A 19,211-nucleotide genomic window follows, 5' to 3' on the forward strand; every position below is an offset into this window, starting at 1 on the left:
CTGAGCTAATCAAAGCGACACTTGAACGCATCTGTCCTACACGCAACCCAATCAACGGGAGACAATGATGACCGACTGGAACGAAGACGAGGTGCGCGCGCATTTCCCGGCGCTCGCGATCCGCGATGAGGGACGCGCTCGGGTCTATCTCGACGCTCCGGCTGGCTCACAGGTGCCGCAACGTGTGCTCGACAGGATGCACGAGGCCCTTGTCTCATCCTGCGCCAATGACGGTGCCCATTTCAGGACGTCGCAGGGTACGAGGCGCATCGTCGAGGAAGGTCTGAAGGCTGCCGCCGACTTCCTAAATGCCGGCAGCGACGAGATTGTCTTCGGTCTGAACACGACGTCGCTGCTCTTTCACTTCTCGCAGATGCTGGCGCGGGACTGGCAACCGGGCGACGAGATTCTGCTGACTCGTATGGATCATGACGGGAATATCGCGCCTTGGCTCATCGCAGCCGAGGCGCGTGGGGTCACGGTGCGCTGGCTCGACTTCGATCCCGAAACCTTCGGGTACCGCTATGACACGCTGGATGAGCTGGTCGGCCCGCGCACGCGGCTGGTCGCGTGCAATCATGCAAGCAACCTTCTCGGTACGATCAACGACGTGACCCGTATCGTCGCGGCCGGTCGTGCCGTCGGAGCCGTTACCATGGTCGACGCCGTGCAATCGGCGCCGCATTTGCCCATTGACGTCAAGTACATCGGCTGCGACCTGCTCGCCTGCTCGCCATACAAGTTCTTTGGCCCACATGCCGGTCTGCTCTACCTGAGGGCCGAGGTCCGCGATCGTCTGAAGCCGCTCAAAGTCCGGCCTTCTTCATGGAACATGCCGACGCGCTTCTCGCCTGGCACCCCCTCCTTCGAAGCGATTGCCGGCACCGCGGGCGCCATTGAGCATTTGGCATGGCTCGGCGATAGATTTGGCGGGATGGCCGGTGGGACGCTGCGCGCACGCATCGTTGCCGGCCTCGACGCCGCCAGTCGTCACGAGACCGCGTTGATGCGCCGCCTCTTCGATGGTTTCGCCCAGCTTCCCGGCTTCCGCCTCTTCGGTCCTGGTTCAAACCGTATTCTCGAGCGGGTACCGACCTTGAGTTTTCTCCTGCCCGGCAAGAATGCAAACGCGACTGCCGAGCATCTCGCTCGTCGCAATATCTTTGCCTGGAGTGGCAGTTTCTACGCCTTCGAGGCCGCTCAGCGGCTCAAGATCGAGTCCGAAGGCGTGACTCGCATCGGCTTGGCCCACTACAACACGGCGGCCGAGATCGACGCGTTCCTGAGCGCTCTCGCCGAGCTAGTTTGAGCGGCCGATCAAAGGTGTAGAGACGCCGCCCCGGCAAGGTGAAACAAAAGACGCAAGTACGCAAACTAACCTCCACGACGCCCATCGAACTCGGTTTATCCCAATGTGTCCCGAGAGCGGGACGCTCAACTTGAGCCCGGAGCGAACGCCGGGCTCGCACTTTGAAGGGCGGCGAAGATGAGCAAACTCGTTCCTGCAGTAAGGTCCCGGATCAGAAACCTTCTTGTCGCAAATCGCTCTGAAATCGCAATCCGGATTTTCAGAGCCGCGTGCGAGTTGGGACTGCGAACATTCGCTGTCTATGCAGATGAGGACAAACTCTCGCTTCATCGGTTCGAGATGGACACCAATGCGGTCGAGCGTGCGATGCGGCCGATCAAGCGCAAGCGTAGCGCTGCGGCCCTTTCGATTGGCGCTTGACGCCTATCTTGACGGCGTGACGCGACGCCGCGGCTTCCATTTGTCGGACAAAGCGTTGACGGCGGCCTAGCCCCTTCCGCTCGATCACGTGCCGCTCCGGTCCCCAGAGGCGCATTTGTTCGTGCTCCGTATGGGCGGGTTCGCCGATGGCGTCGAGGTATTCGACATAGCCTGGCGCACCGCCGACATCTTCCGGAGGACAACGGCCGGCGGCCTCGAGCAAGAGGGGAAGCCCCTCCGTTGTCGTGTTGTCGAACCACTTTTCGAGCTTGATCACCTCATAGCCGTCGCAGTGGATGATGCCGCGATAGCCTTCGAGCAGTCTCAAGCCATGAACGGCGCCGCGGCCCGGTGCATAGGCATAGACCACCCCAGGCGGATCAGGCCCAGCCCACGGCCTGTCATCGCGCGAGAGCGCCCAGAAGTAGCCAGTTTTGGTACGGCCGCGCCCCGGATCCAGCACCGGCGCCGGGGTCTCATCGACTCAGAGCTTTGGGAGGCGAGCAGCAGCTCGCGCAGGCGATGCCACAAGGGCTTTAAATCTTGGGCGGCATAGCCGACCCAAAAAGCGAGCGTGGAACGATCAATGGCGATACCGTGCGTCGCCAGCATCTGCGCTTGGCGGTAAAGGGGCAAATGCCAATGATACTTGGCGTCGATGACGACGCGATACTGCGCGGGTACGACGTCCAGCCTCTGACTTTCATCGCGACCAATCTCAAAGAGATCGCCATTGCAGCACGGGCAACAGGTTTCAGCCGGCATCAGGGTTTCGACGATGCGCGGCAGATGTTCTGGCAGATGACCACGGTTGGCTCTGCGCTAGGCAGTTCTCTTCTCGCAGGTTCTGGGATTGGCGCGATCCTCGGCTCTTCGAGAGCCGCGACAGCCTCTTCGATGTCCTCCAGAACAAGCTGTAGCTGATCAGCATCCAGCTTCTCCGACGATCGACCGAACTGCGCATCTTTTGCAAGCTTGAGCAACCGCTCGAGCCTGGCGCAGCGATCCAGCAGAGCCGCGGCAAAGACACGCAACTCGGCTGGATCGCTCGGCAGCTCATCAGGCAAATCACTCATTAGTCCGATTTTGCCACGCTTCGCGCCCCGATGCAGCGAAGATTTTTATCTTTACGCAAGCGCCTTCGGCTGCGGGATTCGAGGTGCATGCATGCGTGTCCAATCCATGCCGGCCAGAAGCGCCGACAGCTGCGCGGCGTTCATCCGCATTACGCCAGCTACGATGGGAGGCCATTTGAAGCCGCTGCCATCGAGCCGCTTCCAGTACATCACAAGGCCGCTGCCATCCCAGACGACAATCTTTACCCGATCCGCGCGTTTTGCACGGAAGACCAGCGCCCCACCCCTCATCGGATCATGGCCCAGCGTCTCCTTCGCCAAGAGCGCCAAGCCCTCCGCACCCTTCCTGAAGTCCACAGGTTGCGTCGCCACGTAAATCATGAGGCTCGCCGGCGGCGTCAGCATGAACGTGTCCGTCGAAGCGCTATGAACACATCGCTCAACACAGCAAGGCCAGGCGTCCCGCGTATCTCGACCCATGCCCCCTGGAGCTCGACCGTAACAACGGCTGCTTCCGGCGACGCGGAGGACTCCGTAGCCGCCGGTAGCGACGATTCCGACACCAAAGGTACAAACGATAAGGCATCCGCCGAAGGCACCAACTGGCCTAAACGCGCTCGACGTCGCCAATCAAGCACCTCCTGGGGCCGGCAGCCATGGCGGGGGGCGACATTTGTTACAACCGCGCTTGGCTCGAGACTATCCGCGACAATCTGGGCCTTCAAATCATCCGGCCACTGCTTTCGACCTACGCCAGCATACACTTCGATACGTGGCGACAGCGGTCGTCTTATGTCGCCCGAATGGTCGTCCATTGTGAGCACCCTTGCCGAAGATGACTCTTCTGACGGTGCTCCCAAGACTCCGCTCAAACAATCCGAAGGACCTCGGCGCTGCGCTTACGATCAAGCTTAACGCCAAGAACTCCCTTTTTGCCGGTTGGGGACGAGGGCGCCGAGAGTTGGGCAGTACTAGCCTCGTTAATCGAGACCTGTAAGCTCAATAGCGTCAGTGCCGAGCACTGGTTCGCTGACGTTCTCGCCAAGCTCGTCAATGGTTGGCCTGCGGCGCGACTGGACGAACTGCTTCCCTGGGCGTCGACCTATACGATGCATACACATGATCCGAGGCTGGCGGCATGAGCCTCAACACGAGCGCGGTCCGGATCAAGGTGACCCTCAAGGATGTGAAGCCGGAGGTTATGCGTCGCCTTGTCGTACCCGTCACCCTGCTGCGTCTCGATCGGCTGCATCTGACGCTGCAGGCGGCATTTGGCTGGACAAACAGCCACCTCTTCGAGTTCCACTTCGGCGAAGAACGTTGGGGCATCCCCGATCCCCGGTGATTTTGGTCCCAGCCGATCGATGCCAGCAAGGCGCGACTCTGCGATATCGTTGCGAGACCGGCGCCAAGACGATCCATTATCTCTATGACTTCGGCGACAGCTGGGACCCTGTGATCAAGCTCGAAAAATGGTTCGACAAAGCGACGACAGAGGGACTTGCCATCTTGCTCGATGCTGCCGGCCGCTGCCCGCCAGAGGATGTCGGAGGTGCGCCCGGGTACGCCGAATACCTTGATGCCATCAGCGACCCCGCCCATCCGGAGCACGAGCACTGCGCCTCTGGGGCCCGGAGCGGTTCGATCCCAACGTCGTCGACCGGAAGGCGCTCGAGGCCGCCGTCAACGCATTGTCCGGAATTTGGAAGCCGCGCCGGCACAAGCTGCGAACAAAATAGGCGTCAAGCGCCATTCAAAAGGGTCGCAGAGTTACGCTTACGTTGCGTAAGTTCGTCAATGACCGCACCGAGACACTCACCGGCTGCGGACACCTGAAGGCCGAAGGTCACCTCGGGCGCTGCTACCTCAAAGGCCGTGCCAGCGATGCCGCCAACGTCATTCTCTGCGCTGTCGGCTACAATTTCCGAGGCATCCCCGCTTGGCTCAGTGAGCACTCTTACGCCTGTTCCTGCTCCAACTATGGGGCCGACCTCGTACGCCAAGCCACGCTCAACCGGGCTTCTTAACGGACGACTACTCTCAAGTGCTTAAACACGTTGGCCCGCCGCAAGGGTGGATGTGCAGAGAACATTCCACCGTCGTCGCTTCGTTGGTGCCGACTCTCTCGCCGCTCCTGAGCGGGAAATTCCATACGCTCGAGTCGTCACAAACCTTTCGTCGTTGGCGCTGCTCTTCGGGATCGTTGAGCAGCATCACCTGGACGCACTGAGTTATCCTGATGTGTACGTAGCGTACGCTTGTGGTCATGCGGCGGTACGAAACGTACTGTTCTGGCGTGATTATAACACGCTCAGTTGGCGCCGATTTACGTTCGTCCGTTTCGTACAAAGTTTGCGCGTCCATGACGAGCGCGATCTGTCAAAGTACTCAAGCGAGAGGCGGAATGGTCCGCATCGCGACGTTGCTGGTTCATCTATCAGGTGACGTTCGAGGAAGGCCCTGCAGGTCGAGAATGATTGGGGGCGAAGGCGGCTGATCTCCTTCACGTAGAGGCGCAGCTTCCTTTGAGGCGAAACACTGGAGGACAATTTATGAAGATTGCGAAGAGCCTTTTGCTCGGTTCGGCGGCGGGTCTGATCGGCATGGCCGGCGCACAGGCGGCCGATCTTCCCTTGAAGGCGAAGGCGATCGAGTACGTGAAGATCTGCTCGCTTTATGGAGCCGGTTTCTATTACATCCCGGGCACTGACACGTGCATCAAGCTGGGTGGCTATCTGCGCGCCGATACCATGTTGGCCACGAACGCTGATTTTGATGCCGCCAGTGCCGGTGTGGCGGGCGCGCAAAACCGCCTCAGCAATTACTACACGTCCCGGGTCCGACAAGATCTGCAAATCGACACGCGCACCGCGACCGAGTACGGATTGGTGCGGACCTTCGCAGAGTTGGCATTCACCTGGACTTCGGGCACCTACAGCGGTCTGGGAACTGGTGGCACGGCCTACACCGCGTCACTCGGGTCGCAGGTCGCAGGTGGTTCGCTCGGTATCTACTACGCCTTCATCCAGTTTGGTGGGTTCACCTTCGGCAGAGCGGCGTCAGCGTTCAGGACCCCTTGGGGCGAGTATCCGGCAAACAACTTCGAGCTGCCGGGCGGCGGCGGTTGGGATCCCGTGAGCCAGGTCACGTATACGGCTGACTTCGGTCAAGGCATCACGGCTTCGTTCTCGGCCCAGGATCAGGTCGCCAATTATCAGACCAACATCTGGAACGTGAGCGGCGCGACCGCCGCAGGCCTGGCGACCGGTACCTACGGTGCCAACGATATCGGCGGTTCGCGAGCTCCAGACTTCGTCGCCAGCGTCCGGGTTGACCAGGCTTGGGGACTCTTCCAGGCATCGTTCGCTGCACATGATAACCATGCTGCCTATTTCGGCGCGACCGAAGTCACTGGCCATCCTGGCGATAAGTGGGGTTGGGCAGGACAGCTTGCGCTATCGATCAAGAACCTTCCGACGGGCGCGGGCGACACAATCAACTTGACCGGCGTGTATACGAACGGCGCGAGCCGTTACAACTTCCAGGACTATATGGGGACATCGTTCGCGATGTACGGCGGTACGAGCGTGCCGGGTGCCTATCAAAGTCTCGGCGTTGCCGGTGTGTCTGACTCCGTCTTCGTCGCCGGTGCCGGGCAGGAGCTGACCACGACCTATGGCTTCAATGGTGGCTACACCCACAACTGGAATCCATACTGGAACACCTCGCTCTTCGGCGCGTATGCGGCTGTGCGGTACAACGGCACAGCGAAGAGCTACATCTGCGGCGCGTTCGTTGCGACCCTCGCGCTATCGAGCGGCGCTACCGGCTGTAACCCCGACTTCAACTATGCGGTTGTCGGCACAGCGACACGCTGGACGCCGGTCAAGAATCTGACCTTTACGGCCGAACTCGGTTACCTGATGCTCGACCAGAAGTATGCGAGCGGAAGCGCGGTGACACTGCCGGTGCAATCGGGTGTCGCCAAGCCCGGTGCCGCGTATGAGCTGAAGGACCAGAACAGCCTCGTGCTGTTGCTCCGTGCGCAGCGGAATTTCTGATTTCCAGTCGAACCAGAGGAGAGAAACGGCTCTGTATATCCAAGTATAACCTCCAAGAGAGGCCTCCGGTATGCCCACCGGAGGCCTTTTCTTAAGTAAGAGGCCATGCTTTGGCCATTTGTGCCAGGACCCGCAAAGACGACCCGCCTCACAACCTTGGATGGGGATGGGACCATCGTCTCGTGGACACAGATTACAAAAAGACTTTTCGCTGCGCGGCTCATGATTCCTGGCAGTCATCCCGAATAACTGGATGTATCTCTTCGATTCGCATCCGGGGCTGCCGTTGTTGTCGCTGCCGGGAAAGCGGATCATCAGCACCCTAGTCACGGACCCTTCAGACAACGGTGCTTATACAAGTCCTGCGCCTAAGCGCCCGGTGAGCCCAATTTATGATCATCCAGTGTTGTCGTGCCAAGCGACACCGCGCCATCCGCGTACGAGGTTGCGAACCGCATAGGGGTGCGCGTAACCGCGCTGTCGGGTCGTTCGATAGATCTCTAGGACCCACGCACTGGACTGGCATCAAGGGAGTTATCTCCAAAACAAGCTTGTTTCAGGCCCAAAGCCTTTCGTGGCTGACTTTTGCGGCGCTGATAAACTACGCGGGCGAGATACGCTTAGGCGGCCATGTGATCGCTCGCCAGGAAACGCAAGGAAAAAGCATCAAGGCCGTTGGCGAGAGGCCGCGCTCTTCAAAACGAGGAAAGAGAGGTATGCATGGACTTCGCGCTCACCGATCAGCAGGAGACAATCCGCGATGCGATCGTCAAGATCTGCTCCCGCTTCGACGACGCCTACTGGCTCGACAAGGATCGCAATGGAGGCTTTCCCCATGACTTCCACAAAGCGCTTGCTGATGACGGCTGGCTTGGCATCTGTGTACCGGAAGGCCTACGGCGGATCCGGTCTTGGCATTACGGAAGCCGCCATTATGATGAGGACAATCTCCGAGTCTGGCGGCGGCATGTCGGGCGCCTCCGCCGTGCGCATTAACGTGTTCGGGCTCAATCCGGTCGTGGTGTTCGGAACGGAGGAACAGCGCCGGCGCATGCTGCCGCCGATGGTGGGAGGGCGTGAAAAGGCATCCTTTGCGGTGACTGAGCCGAACACCGGACTTAACACTACCCAGCTCAAGACGCGCGCGGTCGCGAAAAACGGGCGCTATATCGTCAACGGCCAGAAGGTCTGGATCTCAACAGCCCAGGTAGCCCATAAGATCCTGCCGCTCGCGCGCACCACGCCGCTGGCGGAGGTAAAAAGCCCCACCCGCGACTTAGTTTATTTTACACCGATTTCAATAGCAGATTAAGGTCCACGAGATCGAAAAGATGGGCCGCAAGACAGTCGATTCCAACGAGTTGTTCTTCGAGAATTTTGAGATACCGATGGAGGACCGCATCGGCGAGGAGAATCGGGGGTTCGAATATATTCTTGAGGGTATGAATCCCGCGCGCATATTGATCGCGGCGGAAGCGGTAGGACTGGGCAAGCTCGCGTTGTCGCGTGCGGCCGAGTATGCAAAGACGCGCATCGTGTTTAATCGGCCAATCGACAAAAATCAGGCGATTCAGCATCCGCTGGCGAAGAACTGGGTCGAGCTCGAGGCGGCTTGGCTCATGGTGATGTCGGCGGCTTGGCAATATGACAAAGGATGCCTTGCGGCGCTGCTGCGAACGCTGCCAAATATCTGGAGGTTGGTTTCCACGGCTGCGAGCAAGCCGTGATGATTCATGGCGGCTTCGGCTATGCCAAGGAATTCCACGTCGAGCGTTATCTGCGCGGGATAATGATTCCGAGCATTGCGCCCGTCAGCCCGCAACTGGCGCTAAGCTTCATCGCCGAGAAGGTGCTCGGCCTTGCAAAGGCGTATTGATCCCGGATCATCAACCGGCCTGCGCACGTTTGGCAGCCAGCCATGAACCTGGCTCACCTGAGACGCAGTCGATTCGAAGGTACTGTTCTGACTTATTAGGTACTGAGCTACGCGAGGAGTTTTTGTATTGATCTTGTCCCGTCCATCTACTTGGGAATCTGCGCAATAGCGTCAAAGATCGCTAAAGTTCTGCATCAATGCTGCGCGTGCTTCGCAAGTTTGCAGGAAAGCAGACTCCTGTTCGACTACAACACGTTGCCAAAGAGGAGGATGCAAATGAAGGTCGGTGTTCCCAGGGAAATCAAGACGGACGAATACCGCGTGGGCCTGACGCCTGGGCCGTCCGTGAATATGTGGCCGCCGGTCATAGCGAAGTGATTGAGACCAACGCTGGCGCCGGCATTGGCGCCACAGATGACAGTTATCGCAAGGCGGGCGCGACAATTCTTGACTCCGCTCGCGAGGTATTTGCATCGAGCGAGATGATTGTAAAGGTGAAGGAGCCCCAACCTTCCGAATGGACCCAGCTGCGAGAGAGCCAGATCCTCTTCACATATCTGCATCTGGCGCCGGACCCGGAGCAGGCTAATGGTCTCCTAAAGTCTGGGTGCACCGCCGTCGCCTACGAAACCGTGACTGATGCGCATGGCGGCCTTCCGCTGCTTGCGCCGATGAGCGAGGTCGCGGGCAGACTTTCGATTGAAGCAGCCGGTGCGGCCCTGAAGCGGTATGCGGGCGGCCGGGGGGCTGCCAATCGGCGGCGTGCCCGGTGTTCAGCCGGCTCGCATCGTGGTGATCGGAGGCGGTGTCGTCGGTACGCACGCGGCAAAGATGGCGGCAGGCTTGGGTGCCGAGGTCACAATCTAGACCGTTCGATACCCAGGCTTCGCGAGCTGGACGAGCTGTTCGAGGGGCGGGTTCGTACCAGATTCTCGGCGATAGACACCGTCGAAGAGGAGGTATTCGCGGCGGACGTCGTCATTGGTGCGGTGCTTGTTCCCGGCGCCAGCGCGCCGAGGCTGGTCAGCCGCGGCATGTTGAGCTTGATGCGCAAAGGTTCCGTAATCGTCGACGTAGCTATCGATCAGGGCGGATGCTTCGAGACCTCGCGTCCAACGACGCACGCGGATCCCACTTACGAAGTCGATGGCGTCATTCACTACTGCGTCGCCAATATGCCGGGAGCTGTCCCGCTGACCTCGAGCCAGGCGCTGAACAACGCCACGCTGCCTTTTGGTTTGGCTCTCGCTAACAAGGGATTTGCTGCCGTGCTCGAAAATCCGTATCTGCGCGCGGGCCTCAATGTCTATCGAGGCCGGCTGACTTACAAGGCCGTGGCCGACAGTCTCGGCCTGCCGTTCTCACCGATCGAACAGGCCGCGGCCTGATCCCAGAGGTTCCCCTCGGGACCTTTCCCGTCCTGACGGGGGGCTCCCTCGTAGTGGCTCTTTGTTGGCGACGCTGGCGGCGATCATTAACATTCTCGTTGCAATGCGCATCGTTTGAAACCTGAGAGACTCCCCGATGAACCCCGCTAATCTTCCTTTTGATTCCGAGGCCATGCTGCGGGGGTTGCGCGAGTGGGTGGAATGCGAAAGCCCGACCTGGAATGTGAATGCGGTAAATAAGATGTTAGATATTGCGGCGCGTGACATGGCGGTCATGGGCGCGACGATCGAGCGCATCGCCGGCCGGCAGGGCTTTGCCGGCTGCATCCGCGCGCGCTTTCCGCATCCGAAGCAAGGTGAGCCCGGGATCTTGATCGCGGGCCACATGGATACCGTACACCCGATCGGCACCATCGAGAAGCTGAAATGGCGGCGCGAGGGTAACAGGTGCTACGGCCCCGGCATCTTCGATATGAAGGGGGGCAATTATCTCTCGCTCGAAGCGATCCGGCAGCTGATGCGTGCGGCCTTTACCACACCGCTGCCGATCACGGTGCTGTTCACGCCCGATGAGGAGGTTGGCACTCCTTCGAGCAGAGACATCATCGAGGCGGAAGCCGCCCGCAATAAATACGTCCTGGTCCCGGAGCCCGGAAAGCCGGATAACTGCGTCGTAACCGGGCGATACGCTATTGCGCGCTTCAATCTCGAAGCCACCGGACGCCCGAGCCACGCCGGCTCGACGCTTTCGTCGGGCCGCTCGGCGATTCGCGAAATGGCGCGGCAGATTCTTGCCATTGACGCGATGACGACGGACGACTGCACCTTCTCCGTCGGCATCGTGCATGGCGGCCAATGGGTCAATTGCGTGGCCACAACCTGTACCGGCGAGGCACTGAGCATGGCCAAGCGCCAGGCTGATCTCGATCGCGGCGTGGAAAAAATGCTGGCGCTCTCAGGCGTCACCAATGACGTGACCTTCACGGTGACACGTGGCGTCACCCGGCCGGTCTGGGAGCCAAATGCCGGCACCATACGGCTCTACGAGAAGGCGCGCGAAATCGCGAAAACGTTCGGCACCGAATTGCGGCATTGCAGTTCTGGCGGGGGCTCCGACGGCAACTTCACCGGTGCAATGGGAATCCCCACGCTCGACGGCTTGGGCGCGCGCGGTGCCAATGCGCACACGCTCGACGAGTATATTGAAATTGATAGCCTGGCCGAACGCGGCGGGTTGCTGGCGGGACTAATGGCAACACTAGAGTGATGCCAGGGATCGAAGCTCAACCCGCAACGCGCAGGGTGCGTGGGTAGACGAAGGAATGCACTTTCCATGACCGTTCGCGCAGGCCGGGAGTTTCTGGCCATCCCCGGGCCCACCACAATGCCGGACGAGGTGCTGCGCGCCATGCACCGGCCCGCAATCGACATCTATTCCGACCAAATGGTCGATTTGAGCGATAGTCTATTACGCGACTTGTCAAAGCTGTTTGCGACCAAGGGCAGGGTCTACATCTATATCGCCAACGGTCATGGCGCGTGGGAGGCGGTGCTCTCCAACGCGCTCTCGCGCGGCGACAAGGTGCTGGTCCTAGAGAGCGGCTCTTTCGCGATTGGCTGGGGCAATGCCGCTCGCGCCATGGGCGCCGAGGTCGAGGTGCTCAAAGGCGATTGGTGCCGCGCGGTCCGGCTCCATGAGGTTGAGGCGCGGCTGCGCGCCGACAAGAACCACGAGATCAAGGCCATTCTGGTGGCGCAAGTTGACACCGCCTCTAGCGTGGTCAACGACATCGAAGCGATCGGCAAGGCGATCAAGGCTGCCGATCATCCCGCGCTCTATATGGTCGATACCGTGGCTTCGCTCGGCTGCATGCCGTTCGAGATGGATAAATGGGGCATCGATGTCGCGATGTCTGGCTCGCAGAAGGGTCTGATGACCCCACCGGGGCTCGCCTTTGTCGCGGTGAACGAGCGTGCGCAAGCCGTGAACAAGACCGCCAACATGCGCACGCCGTATTGGAGCTGGGCTGAGCGGGAAGGTATCGAGCATTACCGCCGCTACGCCGGCACCGCGCCGGTGCATCTGTTGTTCGCGCTGCGTCAGGCCATCGATATGCTGTTCAGTGAGGGCTTGGAGAACGTCATCCGTCGCCATCAGCTGCTAGCGGAAGCGGTGCGTCGTGCGGTAGCTGTGTGGAGTGAGGGCCAAGTGCTCGGCTTCAACATTAGCGAGGCCTCCGAGCGCTCCAACACGGTTACGGCCGTGGTGGTGGGTAATGGCCATGATCCGATGAGGCTACAGCATTACTGCAACGAAAAATGCGGCGTGGTGCTTGGGATCGGCATCGGCGACCTGCAAGGCAAAGCGTTCCGCATCGCCCATATGGGCCATACCAATGCCCCGATGATTTTGGGAACGCTGGGCGTAGTTGAGGTGGGCCTCAACGCGTTGCAAATCCCGCACGGCGCGGGCGGCACGGAAGCCGCGATAAAATATCTCGGTGGAAGTGTGCACCCATAGCACTGGATGTGGCTGCAGGTACAGGCCCAGCACGCGCGCGAGGGCGGCGTCTGCCGCCGGATCTGGGTGAGTGGCAGGCTATAGACTCGATCGCTGGCGAGGAGCTGGCTCGAACCTCCGCGCCGAACTCCTCATCACTCCGGCTACGTTGAGCGGTGTCAGACAGGCCACCCCGCGAGACGCCGCCACACAACCGTTCCGCCGGCCAGATCCGCCCCTCCAATCGAAACCTGATTGACATAGTTGGCATACCTAGTATAGGTCGTGCGTTTAATCAAAACCAAGGGGACGGAAATGAGAGGTTCAGAAATCGCTAGGCGAGCGGTGTTGGTCGGGGGTGCGGCACTCGCGATCTTAAGCGTCGCTGCTCCGGTCGTCCGTGCACAGTCGATCGCGGATCGTGTACTCAAGGAGGGTAAAGTTACAATCGGCATCCATAATGCCGCGCCCTGGGGGTTTGTCGAAGATGGAAAAGTCACCGGCGTCGCGCCGGATGTACTCAAGGCGGTTCTTGGACCTCTTGGTGTGAAGGACGTTGACTTTATCGTCGTTGACTGGCCTGCCCTAATTCCTAGTCTGCTGTCCAGGCGAATAGACGTCATCGCGTCCGGTGTGGCCATTACTCCAGTACGCTGTAAGCAGGTCATTTTCAGCAACCCTGATCTCGCTATCGGTGATGCGGTGTTGGTGCTGCCGGGCAATCCTCACAATATTCACAGTTATGCCGACGTGGCCAAGGATCCGGCGCTCCGCATCGGCGGTACGCGAGGCAGTACTAATGTCGAAAACGCCATCAAGGCGGGTATCCCTAAAGACCGCGTTCTTCAGTTCGAGGGCGGGGATGGGCCCGTTGCTGCCTTGTTGGCTGGGCGGGTCGATGCGATCGCGTGGTCAGTACCAACAGCGATTAACGCGCTTAAAGATCCCAATCTCGAGGGGAAAATGCAGCGCGCGCTTCCGTTCACCGGGATAGTGGAGAATGGGCGACAATCGACGTTCTACACGGCAATCGAATTTCGGCCCGAAGATGCCAAGTTGCGCGATCTCTATAATGAGAGCCTGGCAAAGCGGAGAGCCGACGGAACAATAGAAAAAATAGCTTCAAAGTATGGTCTTACAGACGCCGACTTAGCTCCAGAGGGTCTTACGGCCAAAGATCTATGCCTTGACAACTACCGGTAAGCCGAGCGAGCAGAGTGAATGAGTTTTCTTGATATCATGATGGGTATATACGGGGGATTTGGTGTCACTGCGGCTGTAACGATCCTCGGTCTACTTTATGCGGTGCCATTCGCTCTGCTCGCTGGTGTGCTTCAGCACTTCTCGACCGGTATTTGCCGCTGGGGCGTTACAGCTGTGATCGAATTCTGGCGAAGCTCGCCACTGATCGTGCTCGTCTACGCATTTTACTATACGCTACCCGCCTTTGGCATCTATCTCTCCGGCATTGCAGTCGGCGCGATGGTGCTCGGACTGAATATTGGAGGATACGGAAGTCAATCCGTCCGTGCGGCGTTGCAATCCCTAAACCGTGGTCAGTGCGAAGCTGGGCTGGCGCTGGGATTGAGTCGCTTCGATGTACTTCGCCTGATTGAGCTGCCTCAAGCAATTTCTGCAATGATCCCTACTTTCATCAACCAGGTAATCCAATTAATAAAGGGAACATCTCTTGTATCTCTGATCGCCCTCACGGACATGACTTTCCGTGCAAGGCAATTGGGTCAGTTATCCTACAACCCAGTTCAAATCTATTCGGCTCTCCTACTGTCTTACTTAATCATTTGCTATCCGATCACCATTTTCGGGCGCTATCTTGAGAAATCACATAGAAAGGGGCAGCGCGTCCATGAGCTTTGATTTCGTCTTTGCTATGAGAATCGTGCCGTCGGTCTTGGAGGGCCTTGGCAATACGATTCTCGTGGCGGTTCTCAGCTTCGTTTTCGCTACGGCGCTCGGGTTCTCCTGGGAGATGCTGCGCCGATCTCATTGGCTTATGCGTCCAGTTACACAGTTCATTATCGACGCAATTCGGTCAACGCCCGTCCTGATTCAAATTTACTTCATGTTCTTCGTGCTGCCCTATTATGGTGTGACATTTCCTGCGTTGTTCACAGGCGTTCTGGGCCTCAGTCTGTATTTCTCTGGGTATATTTCGGAAGTTTTCAAAGCCGGAATCGATGCTATACCGGCGGGGCAGACCGAAGCGTCGCAAAGTCTCGGACTTGGTTGGCGCGACACGGTGATATTTGTGATTGCGCCGCAGATGCTGCGCAACATTGCGGCACCCTTGGGGGCCTATGCTATCTCTATTCTGAAGTCCACCCCAATACTTGCAGTTCTTGCTGTTCCGGAAATGCTAGGCAGCGCAATGGACGTGGCCTCGGAGACCTATCGTTATGCGGAGCCGGTATTTGTTGCTGGCATTCTGTTCCTCATGATGGCCGTAGTCGCAGTCTCTCTCGTGGGGTATTTCGAGCGGCTTCTCGGCGTTAGCAGCCCCTCTCACTAGCAATCACTACGATTTGCTTGCGGATCAAGAAATGGCATTTGAAGCAGCGGAACGAGATATGACCAATAGACCACTCCATAACGCAGCTAACACGGTTGCCGTGTGCATCGAAGACGTTTCGAAATGGTATGGAACATTTCAGGCTCTACGTGATGTCAGCCTTACTGTAGTGGCTGGGGAGCGAATTGTCGTTTGCGGTCCCTCGGGCTCGGGCAAGTCAACGTTGGTTCGGTGCATCAATCAGCTTGAGAAGCATCAGAAAGGCCGCATCTTGGTAAATGGCACTGAGGTGCGCGCAGGAATGAAAGGGCTAGCGGAAGTGCGCCGTGATGTTGGCATGGTTTTCCAACAGTTCAACCTCTTTCCGCATTTGAGCGTGATCGACAACTGCACTTTGGCATTGGTTCGCGCGCGAAAAATGGCCCGCAACGCGGCTGAGAAGGTCGCGATGGAGAATCTGGAACGAGTTCACATACCCGAACAAGCAAGAAAATATCCCGCTCAATTGTCAGGTGGTCAACAGCAGCGTGTCGCGATCGCTCGCGCACTCTGTATGAAACCGAAGGTCCTGTTGTTCGACGAACCTACATCGGCACTTGATCCAGAGATGATCAAAGAAGTGCTTGATGTGATAACCGGGCTCGCGAATGAAGGCATGACAATGATTTGCGTCACTCACGAGATGGGCTTCGCGCGCGAGGTCGCCGACCGCGTGGTGTTTATGGATGGCGGCGAAATCATCGAACAAGCGGTGCCAGAGCGTTTTTTTAATCATCCAGAGCATGCCCGCACCAAGAAATTCCTCAGTCAACTGCTACACTAAGGGATTGTTGTTACGTGGTCATGCCGCTCGGGGCGCGCGCTTTAACAGCCTTTCACGAGCGATGAGGAGAAATGCAGGCGATTGTAGCAAGCGGGTGCGTTGTCTCTTGGCTCGCAGGCGAACGGCGCTCTGACATCTTCGTAGAAATGCGCTCCACACGCTCATTGAAGGCGAGCGTCACCAGATGCCTCATGTCGAGCCCTGGATTTCAAGCTTCGCGAGCTGGAAGGTTTCCAGCGCAAAAATGTCAAAACGGTGTGGGGCGACGGAAGAGGCGATCCATCAAGAGACTTAGCCCCATGGGTTCTCCACGGGAAAGAAATCCGGCGCCGAGCTCACCTGTGCAACGGATGGATCTTCGGTCCAGCGCCGAGTCGCTGCCGGCGTTCAATTGCATTGGATGCCTACGAATACAGAATTGAACGATACGCTTTGCGTTGTCCCGCCGAAGCAAAAGAGCCAATCTCCTTCGCTTCGACGCAGGTCATCCAGTTCGAGGCCGGCCAACCCATCCGGATGCGTGTGCTGGTCGACACCTTTGATCTAGTCGAGCGGGCGCACGGTCGCACAATTCATCTCCCAAACATGATCGCCAGGCTGGACATCCTGAGAGGTTGGGTATACATGGTATGATGAAAGCGTTGTGGCGTTTCGGCTGCAGAGAAGTCTACGCTGGCTGCGCCCAGTTTCCCTTGATGCGGCTCTCCTCAGTGGAAGGCAAACACATGTCAAATGAATCCATTAGTTGCGCCGACAAAGTCGAAGAGCCATCTCCCTTCGAACACATACTGTTTCCACGCGCCCCGATCCACGAACCTGCTGGGCAACTCGCGCGCTTTCTCGTCGAGCTCAAATTTGAAGACCTTCCCACAGACGTCCTGCACACAGCGAAGCTCGTTACTCTCGATACGATTGGCTGCATAGTAGCAGGTACGCGGACCCCTTTAGGGCGGAAGGTAGTAGCTGCGTATGGCAGCGGAAGCGAAGCGAATGGCTGCTCCATTCCCGGAACTTCGCTGAAGTTTGCACCCTCCGTTGCCGCTAAGGTAAACGGCTGGCTCTCGGATGTACTCGATTTCGAGGATACTGCCGCTGGTCATCCAAGCGCAACGGTCATACCGGCCGCCTTGGCTATGGCAGAGCATCTCAACAGCACGCCCAAGCAGTTCCTCCTGGGAGTGGTTGCTGGGTATGAAGCGGGTCTCCGGCTGTATGACGCAACGAGAGCAAGCCCGGAGGCCTATCGCCGGTTTGCGTCTTATCACGCTTGGCATGGTGTGGCCGCGGGCGCAGCCGCTATGGTTGTATCTGGGGGGTCGGAGGAGCAGTTTCGATCTGCCCTAGGACATGCCGCCGCCAATACAAACATCCCTCTTTGGTATGTTCAGTATGGTCGGCCTGCGCACGCCCTCAAAGCGAACTACGGTCAGATGGCGCTAGGTGGCATCGACGCTGCAATCTGCGCTCGTCAGGATATTGTCGGTCCCTTCGCAATGTTGAGCGACCCTGTGAGGGGCTTTGCGGCAATCATCGGATCAGACCAATTCGACCCGTCGAAATTGTCTGCGAATCTGGGCGAGACATGGCGTCTACGGGGGACATCATTCAAGGGATACCCGGCCTGCTATTCGTTGCATTCAATAATTGATGCCGTATCCAGCACGGTAAAGAACAGCGGCGTTGAACCCGAACAAATCGAAAAGATTTCAGTTCGTTGTTCAGCCAAAGTAGCTGATTGGTTCTCAGACGATGCTCCAGCAGCTGATCTCGACGGCCAGTTTTCAGTTCAGTACGTCACAGCCATGAGTGTGCTGTCGATAGAGCCTGGGATCGCATGGTACGAGCCCTCGACGATGAATGATCAAGCGGTGTCTGCTCTGATGAAGAAAATTAACGTAGAGGTCGATCCGCGCGCCGAGGACGCGTTCTGGAATGGCCTACCATATCTGTCCACGGCTTCTTTGTTGGTGAAGGACGGTCGATCCTTCTCCGCGACTGTCGAGTGGCCGACCGGTCACCCAAACAAGCCGCTTAGCGATGCTGACCTCGAAAGGAAGTTTCTGCGCAATCTGCGCGGAACTTCGCTCGAGAAGCATGGAGCCAAACTCATCGAAGAGACGATGAACATCGATCGGTCGATCTCATTGAACGGACTTGGCCGCCTGCTGAGTACGGCTTGAATCCAGTGGATGCAGTCTGACGATCGAGGCCCTTAGAATTCCTGGCTAGACGCTGGTGTGCGACTCGTGAGGATGCGCTTAGAGCGTTTCACTTTTTGACTGAAGCATAACCCGCATTGGCGAAGTAGTTTGCGCATTCGCGAGGCTGGATGTCCTGGACGAGTTGGCCGATGTGGCGCCAAGTGTCCTCGACGGTGCGCTTCTGAGCCTGCCTCATCCAGTGTTTGATCTTGGCGAAGGCCTGTTCGATCGGGTTGAGGTCGGGCGAGTATGGCGGCAGGTACCAGAGCCTGGCGCCAGCGGCCTGGATCATCTGCCTGACAGCTTTCGACTTGTGGCTTCCGAGATTGTCGAAAACGACGATGTCGCCTTCGCGCAGGGTTGGCAGGAGAAGATGCTCGACATAAGCGCGAAAGCATTCACCGTTGATCGGCCCGTCGAAGACGCAGGGTGCCGTGAGTTGGTCATGGCGGAGCGCGCCGAGGAATGTCAGGGTTCGCCAGTGGCCGTGCGGCGCGAAGCCGCGCAGGCGGGCCCCTTTGGGACCCCAGCCCCGCAACGGGGCCATGTTGGTCTTGATCCAGGTCTCATCGATGAAGACGAGCCGGCCCGGATCGAGCCCGGCCTGCCAGGATCGCCAACGTTGACGCCTGCGAGAGATGTCTGTGCGAGCCTGTTCAAGGGCGAACAGTGTTTTTTTTGAAGCGTAGCCCTTCTCGGCGCAGGAACAGCCAGACCGCGTTGTGCGAGACCTTGACCCCGCGGGCTGCCAGTTCCGCCTTCAGACCATGTAGCGTCAGGTGCGGCGTCTGAGTGATCCGCTCGACGATGAAGGCGCGGTGCGGATCGAGCACAGGCTTGCGGTGGCCGCCCATCTTGCCGGGCACAACCGAGCCGGTCGCCCGCTGCCGCTGTGCCCACTTCACAACCGACGAGACCGCAACGCCGAACCGCTCGGCCACGGACCGGCAGCTCTCGCCCGCCAAAACCGACGCCACTACTCGCTCGCGAAGATCCAGGGAAAGAGGTCGGGTCATGCGATGCTGGC

At 58.7% G+C, this 19,211-nt stretch carries 15 protein-coding genes and 7 pseudogenes; 17 read left to right on the forward strand and 5 right to left on the reverse strand.

Annotation, left to right across the window (positions count from 1 at the left end):
• Nucleotides 1-67: 67 nt before the first annotated feature.
• Nucleotides 68-1,309, forward strand: a complete 1,242-nt coding sequence (locus tag JJE66_RS16350; RefSeq protein WP_200515198.1) for a cysteine desulfurase-like protein — start codon at nt 68-70, stop codon at nt 1,307-1,309.
• A gap of 177 nt (nt 1,310-1,486) precedes the next feature.
• Nucleotides 1,487-1,654: pseudogene (locus JJE66_RS38455) on the forward strand (biotin carboxylase N-terminal domain-containing protein); the annotation flags it as partial.
• 31 nt (nt 1,655-1,685) lie between these two features.
• On the opposite strand, the gene JJE66_RS16360 reads toward JJE66_RS38455, so the two are convergent.
• From JJE66_RS16360 to JJE66_RS38940, 4 genes and pseudogenes are all read right to left on the reverse strand, one after another.
• A complete protein-coding gene (locus JJE66_RS16360) occupies nt 1,686-2,006 on the reverse strand; it encodes an IS1096 element passenger TnpR family protein (RefSeq protein ID WP_311979913.1) in 321 nt (106 codons plus the stop codon).
• Nucleotides 1,998-2,805: pseudogene (locus tag JJE66_RS38065) on the reverse strand (transposase); the annotation flags it as partial. The gene JJE66_RS16360 and the pseudogene JJE66_RS38065, both read right to left, overlap by 9 nt.
• A 51-nt stretch (nt 2,806-2,856) precedes the next feature.
• Complete coding sequence (gene tnpB, locus JJE66_RS16370; protein WP_200515200.1) at nt 2,857-3,210, reverse strand: IS66 family insertion sequence element accessory protein TnpB; 354 nt, start codon at nt 3,208-3,210, stop codon at nt 2,857-2,859.
• Nucleotides 3,204-3,620 carry a transposase gene (locus JJE66_RS38940; protein WP_200515201.1) on the reverse strand — a complete coding sequence of 139 codons (417 nt, stop codon included), beginning with the start codon at nt 3,618-3,620 and terminating at the stop codon, nt 3,204-3,206. Before JJE66_RS38940 ends, tnpB begins: the two co-directional genes overlap by 7 nt.
• 89 nt (nt 3,621-3,709) lie before the next feature.
• Here JJE66_RS38940 and JJE66_RS16380 point away from each other — a divergent pair.
• The 15 genes and pseudogenes from JJE66_RS16380 to JJE66_RS16440 form a co-directional block, all read left to right on the forward strand.
• Nucleotides 3,710-3,947 (forward strand): annotated as a pseudogene (locus JJE66_RS16380) (transposase domain-containing protein); the annotation flags it as partial.
• Nucleotides 3,944-4,150 (forward strand): plasmid pRiA4b ORF-3 family protein, encoded by a 207-nt coding sequence (locus JJE66_RS38460; protein ID WP_283818471.1) that lies wholly within the window; start codon nt 3,944-3,946, stop codon nt 4,148-4,150. The pseudogene JJE66_RS16380 and the gene JJE66_RS38460, both read left to right, overlap by 4 nt.
• Entirely contained in the window at nt 4,147-4,641 is a 495-nt protein-coding gene (locus JJE66_RS16385; protein WP_311979899.1) for a plasmid pRiA4b ORF-3 family protein, read from the forward strand. The genes JJE66_RS38460 and JJE66_RS16385 overlap by 4 nt, the downstream gene beginning before the upstream one ends.
• Nucleotides 4,632-4,789: pseudogene (locus tag JJE66_RS16390) on the forward strand (IS5/IS1182 family transposase); the annotation flags it as partial. The gene JJE66_RS16385 and the pseudogene JJE66_RS16390, both read left to right, overlap by 10 nt.
• A 568-nt stretch (nt 4,790-5,357) precedes the next feature.
• Nucleotides 5,358-6,866: a porin gene (locus JJE66_RS16395; protein WP_200515202.1), complete on the forward strand. Its 1,509-nt coding sequence runs from the start codon at nt 5,358-5,360 to the stop codon at nt 6,864-6,866.
• 720 nt (nt 6,867-7,586) lie between these two features.
• Nucleotides 7,587-8,742 (forward strand): annotated as a pseudogene (locus tag JJE66_RS38945) (acyl-CoA dehydrogenase family protein).
• 197 nt (nt 8,743-8,939) lie between these two features.
• A pseudogene (locus JJE66_RS38950) lies at nt 8,940-9,368 on the forward strand (hypothetical protein); the annotation flags it as partial.
• Between the two features lie 103 nt (nt 9,369-9,471).
• Nucleotides 9,472-10,130 (forward strand): annotated as a pseudogene (locus JJE66_RS38955) (alanine dehydrogenase).
• Nucleotides 10,131-10,266: 136 nt separating this feature from the next.
• On the forward strand, nt 10,267-11,397 hold the full coding sequence (locus JJE66_RS16410) for a M20/M25/M40 family metallo-hydrolase (protein ID WP_200515203.1): 1,131 nt from the start codon (nt 10,267-10,269) through the stop codon (nt 11,395-11,397).
• Nucleotides 11,398-11,463: 66 nt separating this feature from the next.
• On the forward strand, nt 11,464-12,651 hold the full coding sequence (locus JJE66_RS16415; RefSeq protein ID WP_200515204.1) for an alanine--glyoxylate aminotransferase family protein: 1,188 nt from the start codon (nt 11,464-11,466) through the stop codon (nt 12,649-12,651).
• 294 nt (nt 12,652-12,945) lie between these two features.
• The gene (ehuB, locus tag JJE66_RS16420; RefSeq protein WP_200515205.1) at nt 12,946-13,833 is read left to right on the forward strand and encodes an ectoine/hydroxyectoine ABC transporter substrate-binding protein EhuB; all 888 of its coding nucleotides are present in this window, start codon (nt 12,946-12,948) and stop codon (nt 13,831-13,833) included.
• 18 nt (nt 13,834-13,851) lie between these two features.
• A complete protein-coding gene (locus tag JJE66_RS16425; protein ID WP_200515206.1) occupies nt 13,852-14,508 on the forward strand; it encodes an amino acid ABC transporter permease in 657 nt (218 codons plus the stop codon).
• Complete coding sequence (locus JJE66_RS16430; protein ID WP_200515207.1) at nt 14,498-15,160, forward strand: amino acid ABC transporter permease; 663 nt, start codon at nt 14,498-14,500, stop codon at nt 15,158-15,160. The genes JJE66_RS16425 and JJE66_RS16430 overlap by 11 nt, the downstream gene beginning before the upstream one ends.
• Nucleotides 15,161-15,218: 58 nt before the next feature.
• Complete coding sequence (locus JJE66_RS16435; protein WP_200515398.1) at nt 15,219-15,983, forward strand: amino acid ABC transporter ATP-binding protein; 765 nt, start codon at nt 15,219-15,221, stop codon at nt 15,981-15,983.
• 629 nt (nt 15,984-16,612) lie between these two features.
• Nucleotides 16,613-18,163 carry an MmgE/PrpD family protein gene (locus tag JJE66_RS16440; RefSeq protein WP_200515208.1) on the forward strand — a complete coding sequence of 517 codons (1,551 nt, stop codon included), beginning with the start codon at nt 16,613-16,615 and terminating at the stop codon, nt 18,161-18,163.
• Between the two features lie 88 nt (nt 18,164-18,251).
• Here JJE66_RS16440 and JJE66_RS16445 read toward each other — a convergent pair.
• Nucleotides 18,252-19,200 (reverse strand): IS630 family transposase gene (locus JJE66_RS16445; RefSeq protein ID WP_200515209.1). Its coding sequence is split into 2 segments (ribosomal slippage): nt 18,252-18,863 and nt 18,865-19,200, totalling 948 coding nucleotides; the frame shifts between segments, so codons are not numbered across the junction.
• Between the last annotated feature and the right edge of the window lie 11 nt (nt 19,201-19,211).

This window comes from Bradyrhizobium diazoefficiens (genome assembly GCF_016612535.1).
GTDB lineage: Bacteria > Pseudomonadota > Alphaproteobacteria > Rhizobiales > Xanthobacteraceae > Bradyrhizobium > Bradyrhizobium diazoefficiens_C.

Bases quoted from the DNA above. Each gene is read 5' to 3' on its own strand.
- JJE66_RS16350 (WP_200515198.1), top strand. From the start codon at position 68: ATGACCGACTGGAACGAAGACGAGGTGCGCGCGCATTTCCCGGCGCTC.
- JJE66_RS16430 (WP_200515207.1), top strand. From the start codon at position 14,498: ATGAGCTTTGATTTCGTCTTTGCTATGAGAATCGTGCCGTCGGTCTTG.
- JJE66_RS16440 (WP_200515208.1), top strand. From the start codon at position 16,613: ATGATGAAAGCGTTGTGGCGTTTCGGCTGCAGAGAAGTCTACGCTGGC.
- JJE66_RS38940 (WP_200515201.1), bottom strand. From the start codon at position 3,620: ATGGACGACCATTCGGGCGACATAAGACGACCGCTGTCGCCACGTATC.
- JJE66_RS16410 (WP_200515203.1), top strand. From the start codon at position 10,267: ATGAACCCCGCTAATCTTCCTTTTGATTCCGAGGCCATGCTGCGGGGG.
- JJE66_RS38460 (WP_283818471.1), top strand. From the start codon at position 3,944: ATGAGCCTCAACACGAGCGCGGTCCGGATCAAGGTGACCCTCAAGGAT.
- JJE66_RS16425 (WP_200515206.1), top strand. From the start codon at position 13,852: ATGAGTTTTCTTGATATCATGATGGGTATATACGGGGGATTTGGTGTC.
- JJE66_RS16415 (WP_200515204.1), top strand. From the start codon at position 11,464: ATGACCGTTCGCGCAGGCCGGGAGTTTCTGGCCATCCCCGGGCCCACC.
- JJE66_RS16435 (WP_200515398.1), top strand. From the start codon at position 15,219: ATGACCAATAGACCACTCCATAACGCAGCTAACACGGTTGCCGTGTGC.
- ehuB (WP_200515205.1), top strand. From the start codon at position 12,946: ATGAGAGGTTCAGAAATCGCTAGGCGAGCGGTGTTGGTCGGGGGTGCG.
- JJE66_RS16395 (WP_200515202.1), top strand. From the start codon at position 5,358: ATGAAGATTGCGAAGAGCCTTTTGCTCGGTTCGGCGGCGGGTCTGATC.
- tnpB (WP_200515200.1), bottom strand. From the start codon at position 3,210: ATGCTGACGCCGCCGGCGAGCCTCATGATTTACGTGGCGACGCAACCT.